The sequence below is a fragment of the Streptomyces bobili genome (assembly GCF_002154575.1).
In the GTDB taxonomy this organism is placed as follows: Bacteria; Actinomycetota; Actinomycetes; order Streptomycetales; family Streptomycetaceae; genus Streptomyces; species Streptomyces bobili.
Map to the genome: position 1 here is coordinate 1 of NZ_MUBA01000551.1, position 12,903 is coordinate 12,903.

The window sequence follows — 12,903 nt, forward strand, 5'->3', positions numbered from 1 at the left end:
GCGCAGCCGGGCGACGACGTCGGCGGGCTGCTCGGGGGTGGCGGTGGTCACGGGTGCCTCGCTGGTGGTGCGCGGGCTTCTCAGCCCTGGGTTCAGGGGCGAGCGGTCAGCTCGGTGTATATGCCAACCTTTCATGTGCCGAAGTGTATTCCCCGGCGCGACGGTCACCTCGCGTGGCGTTTCCGCTACAGGGGCGCCGCGCTACACGCGCGTCGACGCGTCCAGCGTCTCGGCGAAGCGGACCAGCAGGGCCCGCAGCAACTCCTCGTCGCCGTCTCCGTCACCGCGCGCGGGCCAGGCGTTCCGCACGGCACGGTCGACGCGCTTCCAGTGGTCCTGGCCGCGCGGGGTCAGGTGGGCGAGGATGCGGCGCCGGTCGAGCGGGTCGACCCGGCGGTGCACGAGGTTCTGGTCGACGAGGTGGTCGACCAGCTTGGTCAGGGTGGGCGGCGGCAGGAACGCGGCTTCGGCGATCGCCGTCATGTGGTGGCCGGCCCCGTCGGACAGCAGCGCGAGCACCCGCCAGGCGTCGAGCGAGCAGCCCTCCTCGTCCAGGGCCGCCTGCAGCCGGCGGGCCGCGAGCCGCTCGGCCCGCGTGAGGAGCTGCATCAGGCCGTGCGGGCCGCGCGGAGTAGAGGTAGGCATCCCGGCATCCTGCTCCTAGGTCACGAGGTGCGTACATCGTAGGAGACGGGCTGGAGTTCACCCGGCGGACGCGGAAGCATGACGGCATGTTCCGGCACGATTCCCCCACCCCCGACTGGTTCACGGCCGACGACTCCGTCCTCGGCGTGGCGCTGGTCTTCCCGATGCAGGGGCCGGCGGGGATCTTCGGCCCGGCGTGCGAACTGTGCGCGCGGCTGGCGGTCGAGGAGGTCAACCGGGCGGGCGGGGCGCTGGGCCGGGAGCTGCGGCTGGTGCCGGTCGACGGCGGGGCTCCGCCGCGCGAGGTCGCCGAGCAGGTCGAGGCCCTGGTGGACCTCGGTGTCGTACAGGGCGTCACGGGCTGGCACATCTCCTCCGTCCGCCAGGCCCTCGCGCCGCGGGTCGCCCACCGGGTGCCGTACGTCTACACGGCGCTGTACGAGGGCGGTGAGCACACGGCGGGGGTGTTCCTCACCAGCGAGACACCGCGCGACCAACTGCGCCCCGCGATGGTGCTGTTGGCGCACGAGCGCCGGGTGCGCCGCTGGTTCGTGGTCGGCAACGACTACGTCTGGCCGCGCCGGACGGCCCGTGCGGCGCACGCGTATGCCCGCGAGTCCGGCGGCCGGATCGGCGGCGAGGTGTACCTCCCGCTGGGCACCCACGACTTCGAGCCGGTGCTGCGGCGCATCGAACGCTCCGACGCGGACGCGGTGCTGCTGCTCCTCGTGGGCAGCGACGCGGTGCGCTTCAACCGGGCGTTCGCCGCGTACGGCCTCGACGCGCGCTGTCTGCGGCTGAGCACCCTGATGGACGAGAACATGCTGATGGCGAGCGGCCCTTCGGCCACCGTGGACCTCTACAGCGCGGCCGGCTTCTTCGCCTCCCTCGCCAACCAGGACACCCTCGACTTCCAGGGGCGGTACGCGCACCGCTTCGGCATCGAGGCGCCCTCCCCCGGCAGCCTCGGCGAATCCTGTTACGAGGGCGTCCTGTTGCTGGCGGCCCTCCTGCGCGGCGCGGGCAGCACCGACGTGACGGCGATCGGCGCGGCGGCGGACACCGTCTCCTACGAGGGACCACGCGGACTGCTGCAACTGCGGGGCAGCCATGTCCGCCAGCGCATCTACCTGGCCCGCGCGGACGGGCCGGACTTCGACGTCCTCACCGAACTCGATCTCCACACCGCCCGCCCTTGACAGGCCCGGAGCCTCTCAAGATACTTCCCGCAGAAACTAACTAGAATGCCTCGGGCGAATTGTGAATGCGGACCGCCAACTCGGTCCGAATGCATGTCACAACACCTCGGGGCGTTTTTTGTTGCCTCCAAGAAAGTCCAGCGAAACACACTGGAAACAGGGCGACTTGAGGCTGTGGACCGCACTTCAGGAGGTTCTCTCCTCCACACCCGAGGGGGTTGTCTTGTCCAGCGGTTCACCCATTCTCCGCCGCCGATTCCTGGCCGGCGGTGCCGCGCTCGCGGCCGTCGTCGTCCTGTCCGCGTGCGGCGCCAAGACCGACGCGGCCGGCACCTCGTCCGACAAGGCCGCCAAGATCGACATCAGCGGCGACACGGTCAAGGTCGGTCTGCTCAACTCGCTGTCCGGCACCATGGCGATCAGCGAGGTGACCGTACGCAACTCACTGCTGCTGGCCATCGACGAGATCAACGCCTCCGGCGGGGTACTCGGCAAGAAGATCAAGCCGATCAGCGAGGACGGCGCCTCCGACTGGCCGACGTTCGCCGAGAAGGCGGCCAAGCTGATCAAGGAGGACGAGGTCGCGGCCACCTTCGGCTGCTGGACCTCCGCCAGCCGCAAGGCCGTCAAGCCCGTCTTCGAGAAGAACAGGTCGCTGCTGTTCTACCCGGTGCAGTACGAGGGCCTGGAGCAGTCGCCGTACATCTTCTACACCGGTGCCACCACCAACCAGCAGATCGTGCCGGCCCTCGACTACCTCAAGAGCCAGGGCAAGAAGTCGCTGTACCTGGTCGGCAGCGACTACGTCTTCCCGCGCACCGCCAACAAGGAGATCACGGCGTACGCGAAGGCCAACGGCATGACGATCCTCGGCGAGGACTACGCGCCGCTGGGCTCCACGGAGTTCAGCACGATCGCCAACAAGGTGAAGGCGTCGAAGGCGGACGCCGTGTTCAACACCCTCAACGGCGACTCCAACGTGGCCTTCTTCAAGGAGTACAAGTCGGCGGGCCTGAGCGCGAAGACCATGCCGGTCGTCTCGGTGTCGATCGCCGAGGAGGAGGTCAAGTCGATCGGGTCGCAGTACCTGGCGGGCCAGCTCACGGCCTGGAACTACTACCAGACCACGCCGGGCGCGGCCAACGAGAAGTTCGTCGCCGCGTACAAGGCCAAGTACGGCGAGGACAAGCCGACCAGTGACCCGATGGAGGCCGCCTACACCTCGGTCTACCTGTGGGCCGCGATGGTGGAGAAGGCCAAGTCCTTCGACCCGGAGAAGGTGAAGGCGGCCTCCGACGGCATCACCTTCGACGCCCCCGAGGGCAAGGTCACCGTGGACGGCGCCACGCAGCACATCTCCAAGACCGCGCGCATCGGCAAGATCGGCACCGACGGCCTGATCACCGAGGTCTGGAACTCCGGCAAGCCCGTCGAGCCGGACCCCTTCCTCAAGGGCTACTCCTGGGCCGCCGACCTGTCCTGACCGTCCGTCGCACGGGGGACCCCGTCCGGCCGGGGTCCCCCGGCCCCGTCCCGGCCGGGTCCCCCCGCCTCCCTCACGGAGCCGCCCTGTGACCGTGATCCTCGGTCAGACCTTCACCGGCATCTCCATCGGTGCCGTCCTCCTCCTCATCGCGCTCGGCCTGTCGCTCACCTTCGGCCAGATGAACGTCATCAACATGGCGCACGGCGAGTTCATCATGGCGGGCGCCTACACGACGTATGTCCTTCAGAAGTCCATTTCGAGCGCGGGAATTTCGCTTCTCGTGGCACTTCCCGTCGCATTTCTCGTGTCGGGCGCTCTGGGCGCCCTTCTGGAATGGCTGCTGATTCGCCGGCTGTACCTCCGTCCCCTCGACACACTTCTCGTCACCTGGGGCGTCTCGCTGATGCTCCAGCAACTCGCACGGGACATTTTCGGCGCGCCGAATGTGCAGACCCGGGCGCCGGACCTCCTCACCGGCAACATCACACTCATCGGCGGTGACGATCCGCTCAGCGTCGCCAACAGCCGGCTGTTCATCCTCGGCCTGGCCATCGCCGCGGTGGTGGCGCTGTCGCTGACGCTGCGGCTGACCCCGCTGGGCCGCCGGATCCGGGCGGTGGTGCAGAACCGCGACCTGGCCGAGGTGTCGGGCATCTCCACGTCCCGCGTCGACCGCACCGCCTTCTTCATCGGATCGGGCCTCGCGGGCGTCGCCGGGGTGGCTCTCACCCTGGTCGGTCCGATCGGTCCGACGATGGGCACCAACGTCATCATCGACGCGTTCCTGGTGATCGTGGTCGGCGGGATCGGCCAGCTCAAGGGCAGCGTGATCGTCGCCTTCGTGCTGGGCGCGCTCCAGTCGGTCCTGGAGTACTCCACCACCGTCTCGGTCGCGAAGGTCCTGGTCCTGGTCGCCATCGTCGCGTTCCTCCAGTGGCGGCCCCAGGGGCTGTACACGCTGCGCACGAGGAGTCTCGTATGAACGTGCTCAAGGGACGCTCCGCGCGGGCCTGGGCCGGGTTCGCGGGCGGGGCGTTCGCCCTGTTCGCCGTCGCGCCCTTCGCCCTGTCCGACTTCCGGCTGGGGCTGCTGGCCAAGTACCTGTGCATGGCGATGGTCGCCGTCGGGATCTGTCTGGCCTGGGGGCGGGGCGGTCTGCTCACCCTCGGCCAGGGCGTGTTCTTCGGGCTCGGCGGTTACGCCATGGCGATGCACCTGAAGATCACCGACGCGGGTCCGGGCAACCTGCCCGACTTCATGCAGCTGTACGGCACCGCCGACGAACTCCCCTGGTGGTGGCGGCCGTTCGAGAACCCGGTGTTCGCGATCGCGGCGACCGTGCTGCTGCCGATGACCGTCGCGGCACTGCTCGGCCTGTTCATCTTCCGCCGCCGGGTCAAGGGCGCCTACTTCGCGATCCTCAGCCAGGCCCTCGCGTCGGCGTTCGCGATCTGGCTGGTCGGCCAGCAGGCCACCACCGGCGGCACCAACGGACTCACCGACATCCAGGGCTTCTTCGGGTACGACCTCGACGACCCGGTGAACCAGCGGATGGTGTACTTCGTCATCGCCGCGTCCCTGCTCGCCCTGATCGCCCTGGCCCGCCAGCTCATCCACAGCCGCTACGGCGAACTCCTCGTCGCGGTACGGGACTCGGAGGAGCGCGTGCGCTTCCTCGGGTACGACCCGGCGAACGTCAAGCTCGTCGCGTACGTCGTCGCCGCCGGCATGGCGGGGCTGGCGGGCGCGCTGTTCGTGCCGGCCGTCGGGATCATCTCGCCGGCGCTCATCGGCATCGTCCCGTCGATCGAGTTCGTCATCGGAGCGGCGGTCGGCGGGCGGGCCAGCCTGGTCGGCGCGGTGCTGGGCGCGCTCGCCGTGGCGTGGGCGAAGACGGCTCTGTCGGAGGAGTTCCCGGCGGGCTGGACGTACTTCCAGGGACTGCTGTTCATCGTCGCTCTGGCGTTCCTGCCGGGCGGGCTGGCCTCGCTGACGAAACTGTTCCGCAGGCGCCGGGCCGTCGCGCAGAAGTCGCCCGTGATCCCCGTGGGAGAGGCAGCATGAGTGGGCTCGAGATACGGCAACTGCGGGTGTCCTTCGACGGGTTCACCGCCGTCGACGGCGTCGACCTCGAGGTGCGCCCCGGTGATCTGCGGTTCCTCATCGGGCCGAACGGCGCCGGCAAGACGACCCTGGTCGACGCGGTCACCGGTCTGGTCAAGGCGCGCGGGTCGGTGCGGTTCGGCGGCACGGAGCTGCTCGGGCGCAGCGTGCACCGCATCGCGCGTTCGGGCATCGGCCGCACCTTCCAGACGGCCACCGTGTTCGAGGAGTTGACGGTTCTTCAGAACCTGGACATCGCGGCGGGCGCCGGACGCGGGGCGTGGACCATGCTGCGTCGCCGCAGGGGCGTTCCCGAGCCGGTGGCACAGGCGTTGGAGACCGTCGGGCTGACCGAGCTGGCGGACTCCCCCGCCGGGACCCTGGCGCACGGGCAGAAGCAGTGGCTGGAGATCGGCATGCTGCTCGTGCAGGAGGTGGAGCTGCTGCTGCTCGACGAGCCGGTGGCGGGCATGAGTCACGACGAGCGGCAGGCCACGGGCGAGCTGCTCCAGCGCATCAGCGAGGAGCGGACGGTCGTGGTCATCGAGCACGACATGGACTTCATGAGGTCGTTCGCGCGCAGTGTGAGCGTGCTGCACGCGGGCCGGGTGCTCAGCGAGGGCACGGTGACCGAGGTCCAGGCGGACCCGAAGGTGCAGGAGGTGTATCTCGGGCACACGGCCGCCGAGGACGCCGCGGACGTGGCCGTACAGGAGGCGTGATGCTCCAGATCGAGAACGTCCGGGTCGGCTACCAGCGCAGTACCGTGCTGCACGGCGTCTCCGTCGAGGTCCCGGCGGACGGTGTCGCCGCCGTGCTCGGGCACAACGGGGCCGGCAAGAGCACGCTCCTGCGCGCGGCGGTCGGACTGCTCACCCCGTCCGCCGGCACGGTCCGGCTGGACGGCGAGGACATCACCCGCCGCAAGCCGCACGAACGGGTCGCACGCGGTATGGCGTACGTGCCGCAGGGCCAGCAGGCGTTCCCGCACCTCACCACCGCGGAGAACCTCCAGCTCGTCGCGGACGGCCGCCGGCGCGGCAGAGAGGCGGTCGCCGAGGCGCTGGACCTGTTCCCGGCGCTGCGGGCGTTCTCCTCGCGGCGCGCGGGGCTGCTGTCCGGCGGCCAGCGGCAGCAACTCGCCATCGCGCGCGCTCTGGTGACCGAGCCGCGCATCCTGCTCCTGGACGAGCCGACCGAGGGCATCCAGCCTTCGGTGGTCGCCGAGATCGAGGAGACGATCCTCGCCCTGGCGGCGCGCGGCGGCCTGTCGGTCCTGCTGGTGGAGCAGCACGTCGGCTTCGCGATGCGGGCGGCGCAGCGGTACTACGTGCTGGAGGCGGGCCGGGTCACCTCGTCCGGGGAGGGCGGCCGGGACGCGGAGCGGTCGGTGCGGGAGGCGCTCAGCGTGTGAGCCGCCGGCCTCTCGGCGGCCGTACCCGGATCGGCGGGTGGCCACGGGGAGCAACGGGTGGCCGCGGCGGATCAGCGGGTCAGTGCGCGCAGGCGCCGGTCGAGGAGGGCCCGCTCGGCCGGGCTCGCGGTGAGCGCGAGCGCCGCCTCGTACGCGCGCACCGCTTCGGTGGTGCGGTGCAGGCGGCGCAACAGGTCGGCGCGGACGGCGTGCCACACGTGGTAGTCGTCGAGGCCGAGGGCGTCCACGAGGTCGAGGGCGCGGCGCGGGCCCCGCGTCTCTGCCACGGCGACCGCCCGGTTGAGGGCCACGACCGGGCTCGGGGCGACGGCCATGAGGTGGTCGTACAGGCGCAGGATCTGGCTCCAGTCGGTGGCCTCCGCGGTCGGGGCGTCGCTGTGGACGGCCTGGATCGCGGCCTGGATCTGGTACGGGCCCGGCCGGTCGCGGCGCAGGCAGCGGCGGACCAGGTTCTGGCCCTCGGCGATCAGGTCTCCGTCCCAGCGGCGGCGGTCCTGCTCGGGCAGCGGCACCAGTTCGCCGTGTTCGCCCTGCCGGGCCGGCCGGCGCGACTCGACGAGCAGCATGAGCGCCAGCAGGCCGGCCGCCTCGGGCTCGTCCGGCATGAGGCCGGTGAGCAGCCGGCCCAGGCGTACGGCCTCGGCGCACAGGCCCGGGTCACCGGTATAGCCCTCGTTGAAGATGAGGTAGACGACGGCCAGCACGCCGTCGAGGCGGTCGGGCAGGTCGGCGTCGCGGGGCACCCGGTACGGGATCCGCGCGTCGCGGATCTTCGCCTTGGCGCGCACCAGCCTCTGAGCCATCGTCGGCTCGGGCACCAGGAAGGCGCGGGCGATCTGCCGGGTGCTCAGTCCGCCGAGGAGCCGCAGCGTGAGGGCGACCTGCGAGCGTGGGGCGAGCGCCGGGTGGCAGCAGGTGAAGATCAGCCGGAGCCGGTCGTCGTGCACGGGTCCCTCCTCGGCGGGCGGGTCGTCGCGGGCGTGCAGCAGGGCGGCCTCGGTGTGCCGGGCGTCGCGGGAGGACTCTCGGCGGAGCCGGTCGATGGCCCGGTTGCGGGCGGTGGTGATGATCCAGCCGGCCGGGCTGGGCGGGACGCCGGTCTCCGGCCAGCGGCGCAGGGCCGTGGTGAAGGCGTCCTGCACCGCTTCCTCGGCGAGGTCGATGTCGCCGAGGAAGCGGACGAGGACGGCGACGGCACGGCCGTACTCCGCGCGGAACACGGCCTCGACGTCGACCGGCATCAGGCCTCGCCGGTCCGGCGGGCGGCGCCGCCCTCGCCGGTTTCGCCGGTCTCATCGGTCTCGCCCATGAAGGGGCGCACCTCGATGGGGAGGGTGGTGGCCCAGGCCGCCCGGCGGCCCCAGTGCAGGGCGGCGTCCAGGTCCGGGGCCTTGATCAGGCAGATCCCGCCGAGGTACTCCTTGCCCTCGGCGTACGGCCCGTCGGTGATCAGGACGTCGCCGCCCTGGGGACGCAGCACGGTGGCGGTCTCCGGACCGTGCAGTCCGCCGGCGAAGACCCAGGCGTCCGCCTCGCGCAGCTCCCGGTGGAAAATCTCCAGGTTGCGGCCGATCCGTGCCATGTCCTCCCCCACGGGCGGCTCGCCGCCGGTGGGCGTGATCACGCTGAGCAGGTAGTGCTTCATGTCGGCCTCCGTGGTGCGGTCCCTGGCATCGCCGTGCTGCGGTGCCCTTCACCTCCTACACGAACGGCACGCCCCCGGATCGACACCCCGCGCGGCGGGAAAGGAAGAATCTTGCCCATGACCGCATCGCACCCGCTCGTCACCCGTGCCCGGCACCTCGCCGGCACCCTCCTCGCCCCGCACGCCGAGGAGGTGGACCGGTCGGAGGTCCCCGCCGCTCACCTCACGGAGATCCGGCGCTCGGGCCTGCTCGGGGTGAACGCGCCGAAGGAGTACGGCGGCTCGGCGGCGCCCGCGTCGGTGGTGCGGGAGACGGCGGAGATCCTCGCCGGGGCCTGCTGCTCGACCTGGTTCGTGCAGACGCAGCATCACACGCCCGTGCTGACGCTGGCCGGAAGCGAGAGCCCGGTCCGCGAGCGGCTGCTGGGCCCCCTGTCCCGCGGCGAGCTGCTGTCGGGTGTGGCGTACGCCCATCTGCGCGCGTATCCGAGGACGCCGGTGCGGGTGACGCGGGACGGGAACGGGTGGCGCTTCGACGGGCGGGTTCCCTGGTACACGGGGTGGGGGCTGAACGACGTGATGCTGCTGGCCGGGGTGACGGACGCCGACGAGGCGCTGTTCGCGTTCACCGAGGCACGCGAGCAGCCGGGGCTGCGGGCGTCGGCGCCGATGCGTCTGACCGCGCTCACCGCGGCCCGTACGGTCTCGCTGGAGCTGGACCGGTTCCGGCTGCCGGAGGACGCGGTGGCGCTGCGGACGCCGTTCAGGCGGTGGGCCGCCATGGACCGGCCGAAGACGGTGGCCGCCAACCCGGCGGTGTTCGGTGTGACGCGGGCGGCCCTCGCCCTGGTGGACGAGGGCACGGCGGCTCCGCTGCGGGCCCGCCTCACGAGGGTCCGCGACGGGGCCTACGCGCTGGCCGACCACCCGGCCCCGGGCGAGCACCTGGCGGAGCGACTGGCGCTCAGGATCCAGGCGTACGAGGTGCTGCACGCGGCGACGACGGCCGCGGTCGTGGCGGGCGGCGGCCGCGCCCTGTCACTGACGCACCGGGCCCAACGGCTGGCGAGGGAGGCCCTGTTCCTCATGGTCCAGGGCCAGACCCAGGAGTCACGCGGGGCCCACCTGGACGCCCTGGTGGGCTAGGGCGTGTTGGGACGGTCCCGTCTGCCAGCGCGGTTCAGCCGGCGAACGGCACCTGCACCGACTCCCCCTTCTCCCCCGCCGGATGCGTCCACAGCCCCTCCGCGGCCAGCCCTGGCAGCACGCCCTCGCCGAACCAGTAGGCCTCCTCCAGGTGCGGATACCCGGAGAGCACGAACTCCTCGATGCCCAGTGCCGCGTACTCCTTGATCCGGTCGGCGACCTCCGTGTGGCTGCCCACGAGCGCGGTCCCCGCACCGCCGCGGACGAGCCCGATCCCGGCCCACAGGTTGGGGTGGATCTCCAGTCCGTCGCGGTCGCCGCCGTGCAGCGCGAGCATCCTGCGCTGTCCCTCGGACTCACTGCGCGCCAGACCGGCCTGGACGGAAGCCACGGTGGCGGGGTCGAAGCCGGCGAGCAGCCGGCCGGCCTCCGCCCAGGCCGCTTCGGAGGTGTCCCGCGTGATGACGTGCAGCCGGATGCCGAACCGCAGGGTCCGTCCCTGCCGGGCCGCGAGCCCGCGGATCCAGGCGATCTTCTCCGCGACCCGTGCGGGCGGTTCGCCCCAGGTGAGGTACACGTCCACGTGCCGGGCGGCGATCTCCCCGGCGATCGGTGAGGAGCCCCCGAAGTACACCTCGGGGACGGGGTCGGGCACCCGCGCCAGTCTGGCGTCCTCGACCCGGAGGTGCTCGCCCTTCAGGTCGACGGTCTTGCCCTCCCACAACTCACGGACGATCTGCAGGAATTCGCCGGTACGGCGGTAGCGGTCGTCCTTGTCGAGGAAGTCGCCGTAGGCGCGCTGCTCGTGGCTCTCGCCGCCGGTGACGACGTTCAGCAGCAGACGTCCGCCGCTCTGGCGCTGGAAGGTCGAGGCCATCTGCGCGGCGAGCGTGGGCGAGACGAAGCCGGGCCGGAACGCGACCAGGAACTTCAGCCGCTCGGTGTGCCGGCTGACCATGGCGGTGGTCAGCCAGGCGTCCTCGCACCAGGCGCCGGTCGGCGTGAGCGCGCCCTCGAAGCCGAGATCCTCGGCGGCGCGGGCGATCTGGCTCAGATAGCCGACCGTCGGGGGCCGGTCCCGTCCGGAGGCGGTGGCGGGGGTGCCGTGGCCGCCGCCGACGACATGGCGGCTGTCGCCGTTGGTGGGCAGGAACCAGTGGAAGGTGAGGGACACGGGGTCTCCGATCAGCGAGGTCCGAGGGTCGGCTAGAGGAGGCCGTGGCGGGGCGGGCGGGTCCCGTTGAGCGCGTACCGGCCGATGTGCTGGAGCTTCCAGCGGGCGGGGTCGTGCAGGGTGTGGGTGCGGGCGTCGCGCCAGTGCCGGTGCAGGTTGAGGGCGTGCAGGGCCGAGCGGGTGCCGGACACCTCGAACAGGGCGCCCGCCACCTCCACGGCCGTCTGCGCCGCGTGCACCTTCGCCGCGGCGACCGCGACGGACGCCTCGGCGGCGGTGTCGTCGGTGAGGTGGGCGCCCGCCGCGTCGACCGTGCGGGCGGCCTCCCGCAGGAGCGCCTCCGACGCCCTCACCCGCACGGACAGCTCGCCGAAGCGCTGGATCAGCAGCGGGTCCTCGGCGGCTGTCTCGACGCCGCTCTCGAACCACGGCCGGCTCTCGGTCCGCACGAACTCGGCCGCCTCCGCGAACGCGCCCGCGGCGATGCCGGTGTCGATGGCGGCGTGCAGCAACTGGGCGACCGCGCCGTGGAGTTGCGGTCCCTCGAAGGTGAGGTGGTGGGGCAGGACCCGGTCGCCCGGCACCGGCACGCCGTCGAGACGGACGGTGCCGCTGGCCGTCGTCCGCTGGCCCATGCCGTCCCAGTCGTCGACGACGGTGAGGCCGGGGGCGTCGGCCGGCACGTAGGCGACGTGCAGTTCGTCGTCCTCGGCGCGGGCGAGGACCGGGATCCAGTGGGCGAAGAGGGCGCCGGTGGAGTAGTGCTTGACGCCGGTGAGCGTGTACGAGCCGTCGGGCCGCGGTGCCAGTCGGGTGCGGATGTCCTGGACGTGCCGGGTGCCCGCCTCGGACTGGGCGTTGCCGAAGCGGCGGCCGGCCAGCAGCTCGGCGAAGAAGAACTTCCGCTGTTCCTCGGTGCCCTGACGGCGGATCACGTTCACGTAGGCGAAGTGGCTCTGCGGGATCTGCGCGAGGCTGCCGTCGGCGGTACCGAGCAGCCGGAAGATCTCCGCGAGGGTCAGGGCGCTCACGTCCGCGCCGCCGTGCTCGGCGGGGACGGTGACGGCGAGCAGCCCGGACGCGGAGAGCCGGTCCAACTCCGTCCGGGGCAGACGCCGTTCGGCATCCCGCTCGGCCGCTCCGGACCGGAACTCGTCGGCCAGGGCGGCGGCGACGGCGAGGGCCTCGGCGTCGTCGGCGATCACATGGGCGGTCACGGGGGCGGTCATGATGGCCTCAGCTCGCCGCGGCCAGGTACGGCGTGCGGCCGAGGGCGGTGGAGAACTGGTCGACGACCTGGCCGAGGGCCTCGGCCGCGTCGGGAGCGATCGTCAGCGAGCCGTCCTCGTGGGCGGTGATGTCCCTGTCGAGGGTGAACCAGCCCTGCACGATGTGGGCCGCGCCCATGGAGTTCAGTACGGGCCGCAGGGCGTAGTCGATCGCGAGGACGTGCGCGACGGAGCCGCCGGTGGCAAGCGGCAGCACGGTCTTCCCGGTCAGCGCGTACTGCGGCAGCAGGTCGAGGAGCGCCTTGAGGACACCGGAGTACGACGCCTTGTAGACGGGCGTGCCCACCACGATGCCGTCGGCGCGCGCGAACAGTTCGGTGGCCTCGACGATCGCGGGGTGGCGGAAGTCGGCGCCGAGCAGGGCCTCGGCCGGGACGGTGCGCACGTCGAGCGGGACGACCTCGTGTCCCTGGGCGATGAGCCGCTGGTCGAGGTGGCGCAGCAGGCGGCCGGTGCGGGAGGTGGCGGAGGGGCTGCCGGAGACGGACAGGACGGTGGCCATGGGTCCTCTTTCGGGAGGAGGGCGGGGCGCTCGGGTGCGGGGAGGGTGCCGGGGGCGCCTCGGTGCGGAGGCGCCCCCGGAGCGGTCAGGAGTACCAGGTGGGTTCGGGCAGTTCGCCCTCGAGGACCCAGCGGCCGACCTCGCGCCGCTTGTAGGCGACCGGGTCGTGCAGGGTGTGGGTGCGCACGTTGCGCCAGAAGCGGTCCAGTCCCTCGGAGGTGGCGGTGGAGCGGGCTCCGGTCACCTCGAAGATCCGGCTGGAGACCTCCAGGGCGACGT

General features: G+C 72.0%; 13 protein-coding genes and 1 pseudogene. 7 read left to right on the top strand and 7 right to left on the bottom strand.

Annotated elements, in window-relative coordinates:
- Positions 1-201: 201 nt before the first annotated feature.
- Positions 202-645, bottom strand: coding sequence for a MarR family winged helix-turn-helix transcriptional regulator (locus tag BZL64_RS33190; RefSeq protein WP_086772811.1), 444 nt, complete (start codon positions 643-645; stop codon positions 202-204).
- A gap of 86 nt (positions 646-731) precedes the next feature.
- Here BZL64_RS33190 and BZL64_RS33195 point away from each other — a divergent pair, with 86 nt between their 5' ends.
- From BZL64_RS33195 to urtE, 6 genes are all read left to right on the top strand, one after another.
- A complete protein-coding gene (locus BZL64_RS33195) occupies positions 732-1,844 on the top strand; it encodes a substrate-binding domain-containing protein (RefSeq protein ID WP_086772812.1) in 1,113 nt (370 codons plus the stop codon).
- A gap of 223 nt (positions 1,845-2,067) precedes the next feature.
- Positions 2,068-3,327 (top strand): urea ABC transporter substrate-binding protein, encoded by a 1,260-nt coding sequence (urtA, locus tag BZL64_RS33200; protein WP_341868844.1) that lies wholly within the window; start codon positions 2,068-2,070, stop codon positions 3,325-3,327.
- A gap of 88 nt (positions 3,328-3,415) precedes the next feature.
- Positions 3,416-4,312, top strand: a complete 897-nt coding sequence (urtB, locus tag BZL64_RS33205; protein ID WP_086772813.1) for an urea ABC transporter permease subunit UrtB — start codon at positions 3,416-3,418, stop codon at positions 4,310-4,312.
- A complete protein-coding gene (gene urtC, locus BZL64_RS33210) occupies positions 4,309-5,394 on the top strand; it encodes an urea ABC transporter permease subunit UrtC (protein WP_086772814.1) in 1,086 nt (361 codons plus the stop codon). The genes urtB and urtC overlap by 4 nt, the downstream gene beginning before the upstream one ends.
- Positions 5,391-6,155 (top strand): urea ABC transporter ATP-binding protein UrtD, encoded by a 765-nt coding sequence (urtD, locus tag BZL64_RS33215; RefSeq protein WP_086772815.1) that lies wholly within the window; start codon positions 5,391-5,393, stop codon positions 6,153-6,155. Before urtC ends, urtD begins: the two co-directional genes overlap by 4 nt.
- Complete coding sequence (gene urtE, locus BZL64_RS33220; RefSeq protein WP_086772816.1) at positions 6,155-6,847, top strand: urea ABC transporter ATP-binding subunit UrtE; 693 nt, start codon at positions 6,155-6,157, stop codon at positions 6,845-6,847. The genes urtD and urtE overlap by 1 nt, the downstream gene beginning before the upstream one ends.
- Positions 6,848-6,918: 71 nt before the next feature.
- Here the strand turns inward: urtE and BZL64_RS33225 are convergent, their stop codons facing one another.
- A complete protein-coding gene (locus tag BZL64_RS33225; RefSeq protein ID WP_086772817.1) occupies positions 6,919-8,109 on the bottom strand; it encodes an RNA polymerase sigma factor in 1,191 nt (396 codons plus the stop codon).
- Positions 8,109-8,513: a YciI family protein gene (locus BZL64_RS33230; RefSeq protein WP_086772818.1), complete on the bottom strand. Its 405-nt coding sequence runs from the start codon at positions 8,511-8,513 to the stop codon at positions 8,109-8,111. The genes BZL64_RS33225 and BZL64_RS33230 overlap by 1 nt, the downstream gene beginning before the upstream one ends.
- A 117-nt stretch (positions 8,514-8,630) precedes the next feature.
- Here BZL64_RS33230 and BZL64_RS33235 point away from each other — a divergent pair, with 117 nt between their 5' ends.
- Positions 8,631-9,659, top strand: a complete 1,029-nt coding sequence (locus tag BZL64_RS33235) for an acyl-CoA dehydrogenase family protein (protein ID WP_086772819.1) — start codon at positions 8,631-8,633, stop codon at positions 9,657-9,659.
- 34 nt (positions 9,660-9,693) lie between these two features.
- Here the strand turns inward: BZL64_RS33235 and BZL64_RS33240 are convergent, their stop codons facing one another.
- The 4 genes and pseudogenes from BZL64_RS33240 to BZL64_RS33255 form a co-directional block, all read right to left on the bottom strand.
- Entirely contained in the window at positions 9,694-10,833 is a 1,140-nt protein-coding gene (locus tag BZL64_RS33240; RefSeq protein ID WP_086772820.1) for an LLM class flavin-dependent oxidoreductase, read from the bottom strand.
- Between the two features lie 32 nt (positions 10,834-10,865).
- On the bottom strand, positions 10,866-12,062 hold the full coding sequence (locus BZL64_RS33245; protein ID WP_425276097.1) for an SfnB family sulfur acquisition oxidoreductase: 1,197 nt from the start codon (positions 12,060-12,062) through the stop codon (positions 10,866-10,868).
- Between the two features lie 7 nt (positions 12,063-12,069).
- Positions 12,070-12,624, bottom strand: coding sequence for an NADPH-dependent FMN reductase (gene ssuE / locus BZL64_RS33250; protein ID WP_086772821.1), 555 nt, complete (start codon positions 12,622-12,624; stop codon positions 12,070-12,072).
- 85 nt (positions 12,625-12,709) lie between these two features.
- Positions 12,710-12,903: pseudogene (locus tag BZL64_RS33255) on the bottom strand (acyl-CoA dehydrogenase family protein); the annotation flags it as partial.

What these genes read in the sequence shown, in the direction of transcription:
- ssuE (WP_086772821.1), bottom strand. Translation starts at nt 12,624, where the DNA reads ATGGCCACCGTCCTGTCCGTCTCCGGCAGCCCCTCCGCCACCTCCCGC.
- BZL64_RS33235 (WP_086772819.1), top strand. Translation starts at nt 8,631, where the DNA reads ATGACCGCATCGCACCCGCTCGTCACCCGTGCCCGGCACCTCGCCGGC.
- BZL64_RS33245 (WP_425276097.1), bottom strand. Translation starts at nt 12,062, where the DNA reads ATGACCGCCCCCGTGACCGCCCATGTGATCGCCGACGACGCCGAGGCC.
- urtC (WP_086772814.1), top strand. Translation starts at nt 4,309, where the DNA reads ATGAACGTGCTCAAGGGACGCTCCGCGCGGGCCTGGGCCGGGTTCGCG.
- BZL64_RS33225 (WP_086772817.1), bottom strand. Translation starts at nt 8,109, where the DNA reads ATGCCGGTCGACGTCGAGGCCGTGTTCCGCGCGGAGTACGGCCGTGCC.
- urtD (WP_086772815.1), top strand. Translation starts at nt 5,391, where the DNA reads ATGAGTGGGCTCGAGATACGGCAACTGCGGGTGTCCTTCGACGGGTTC.
- urtE (WP_086772816.1), top strand. Translation starts at nt 6,155, where the DNA reads ATGCTCCAGATCGAGAACGTCCGGGTCGGCTACCAGCGCAGTACCGTG.
- BZL64_RS33190 (WP_086772811.1), bottom strand. Translation starts at nt 645, where the DNA reads ATGCCTACCTCTACTCCGCGCGGCCCGCACGGCCTGATGCAGCTCCTC.
- BZL64_RS33230 (WP_086772818.1), bottom strand. Translation starts at nt 8,513, where the DNA reads ATGAAGCACTACCTGCTCAGCGTGATCACGCCCACCGGCGGCGAGCCG.
- BZL64_RS33195 (WP_086772812.1), top strand. Translation starts at nt 732, where the DNA reads ATGTTCCGGCACGATTCCCCCACCCCCGACTGGTTCACGGCCGACGAC.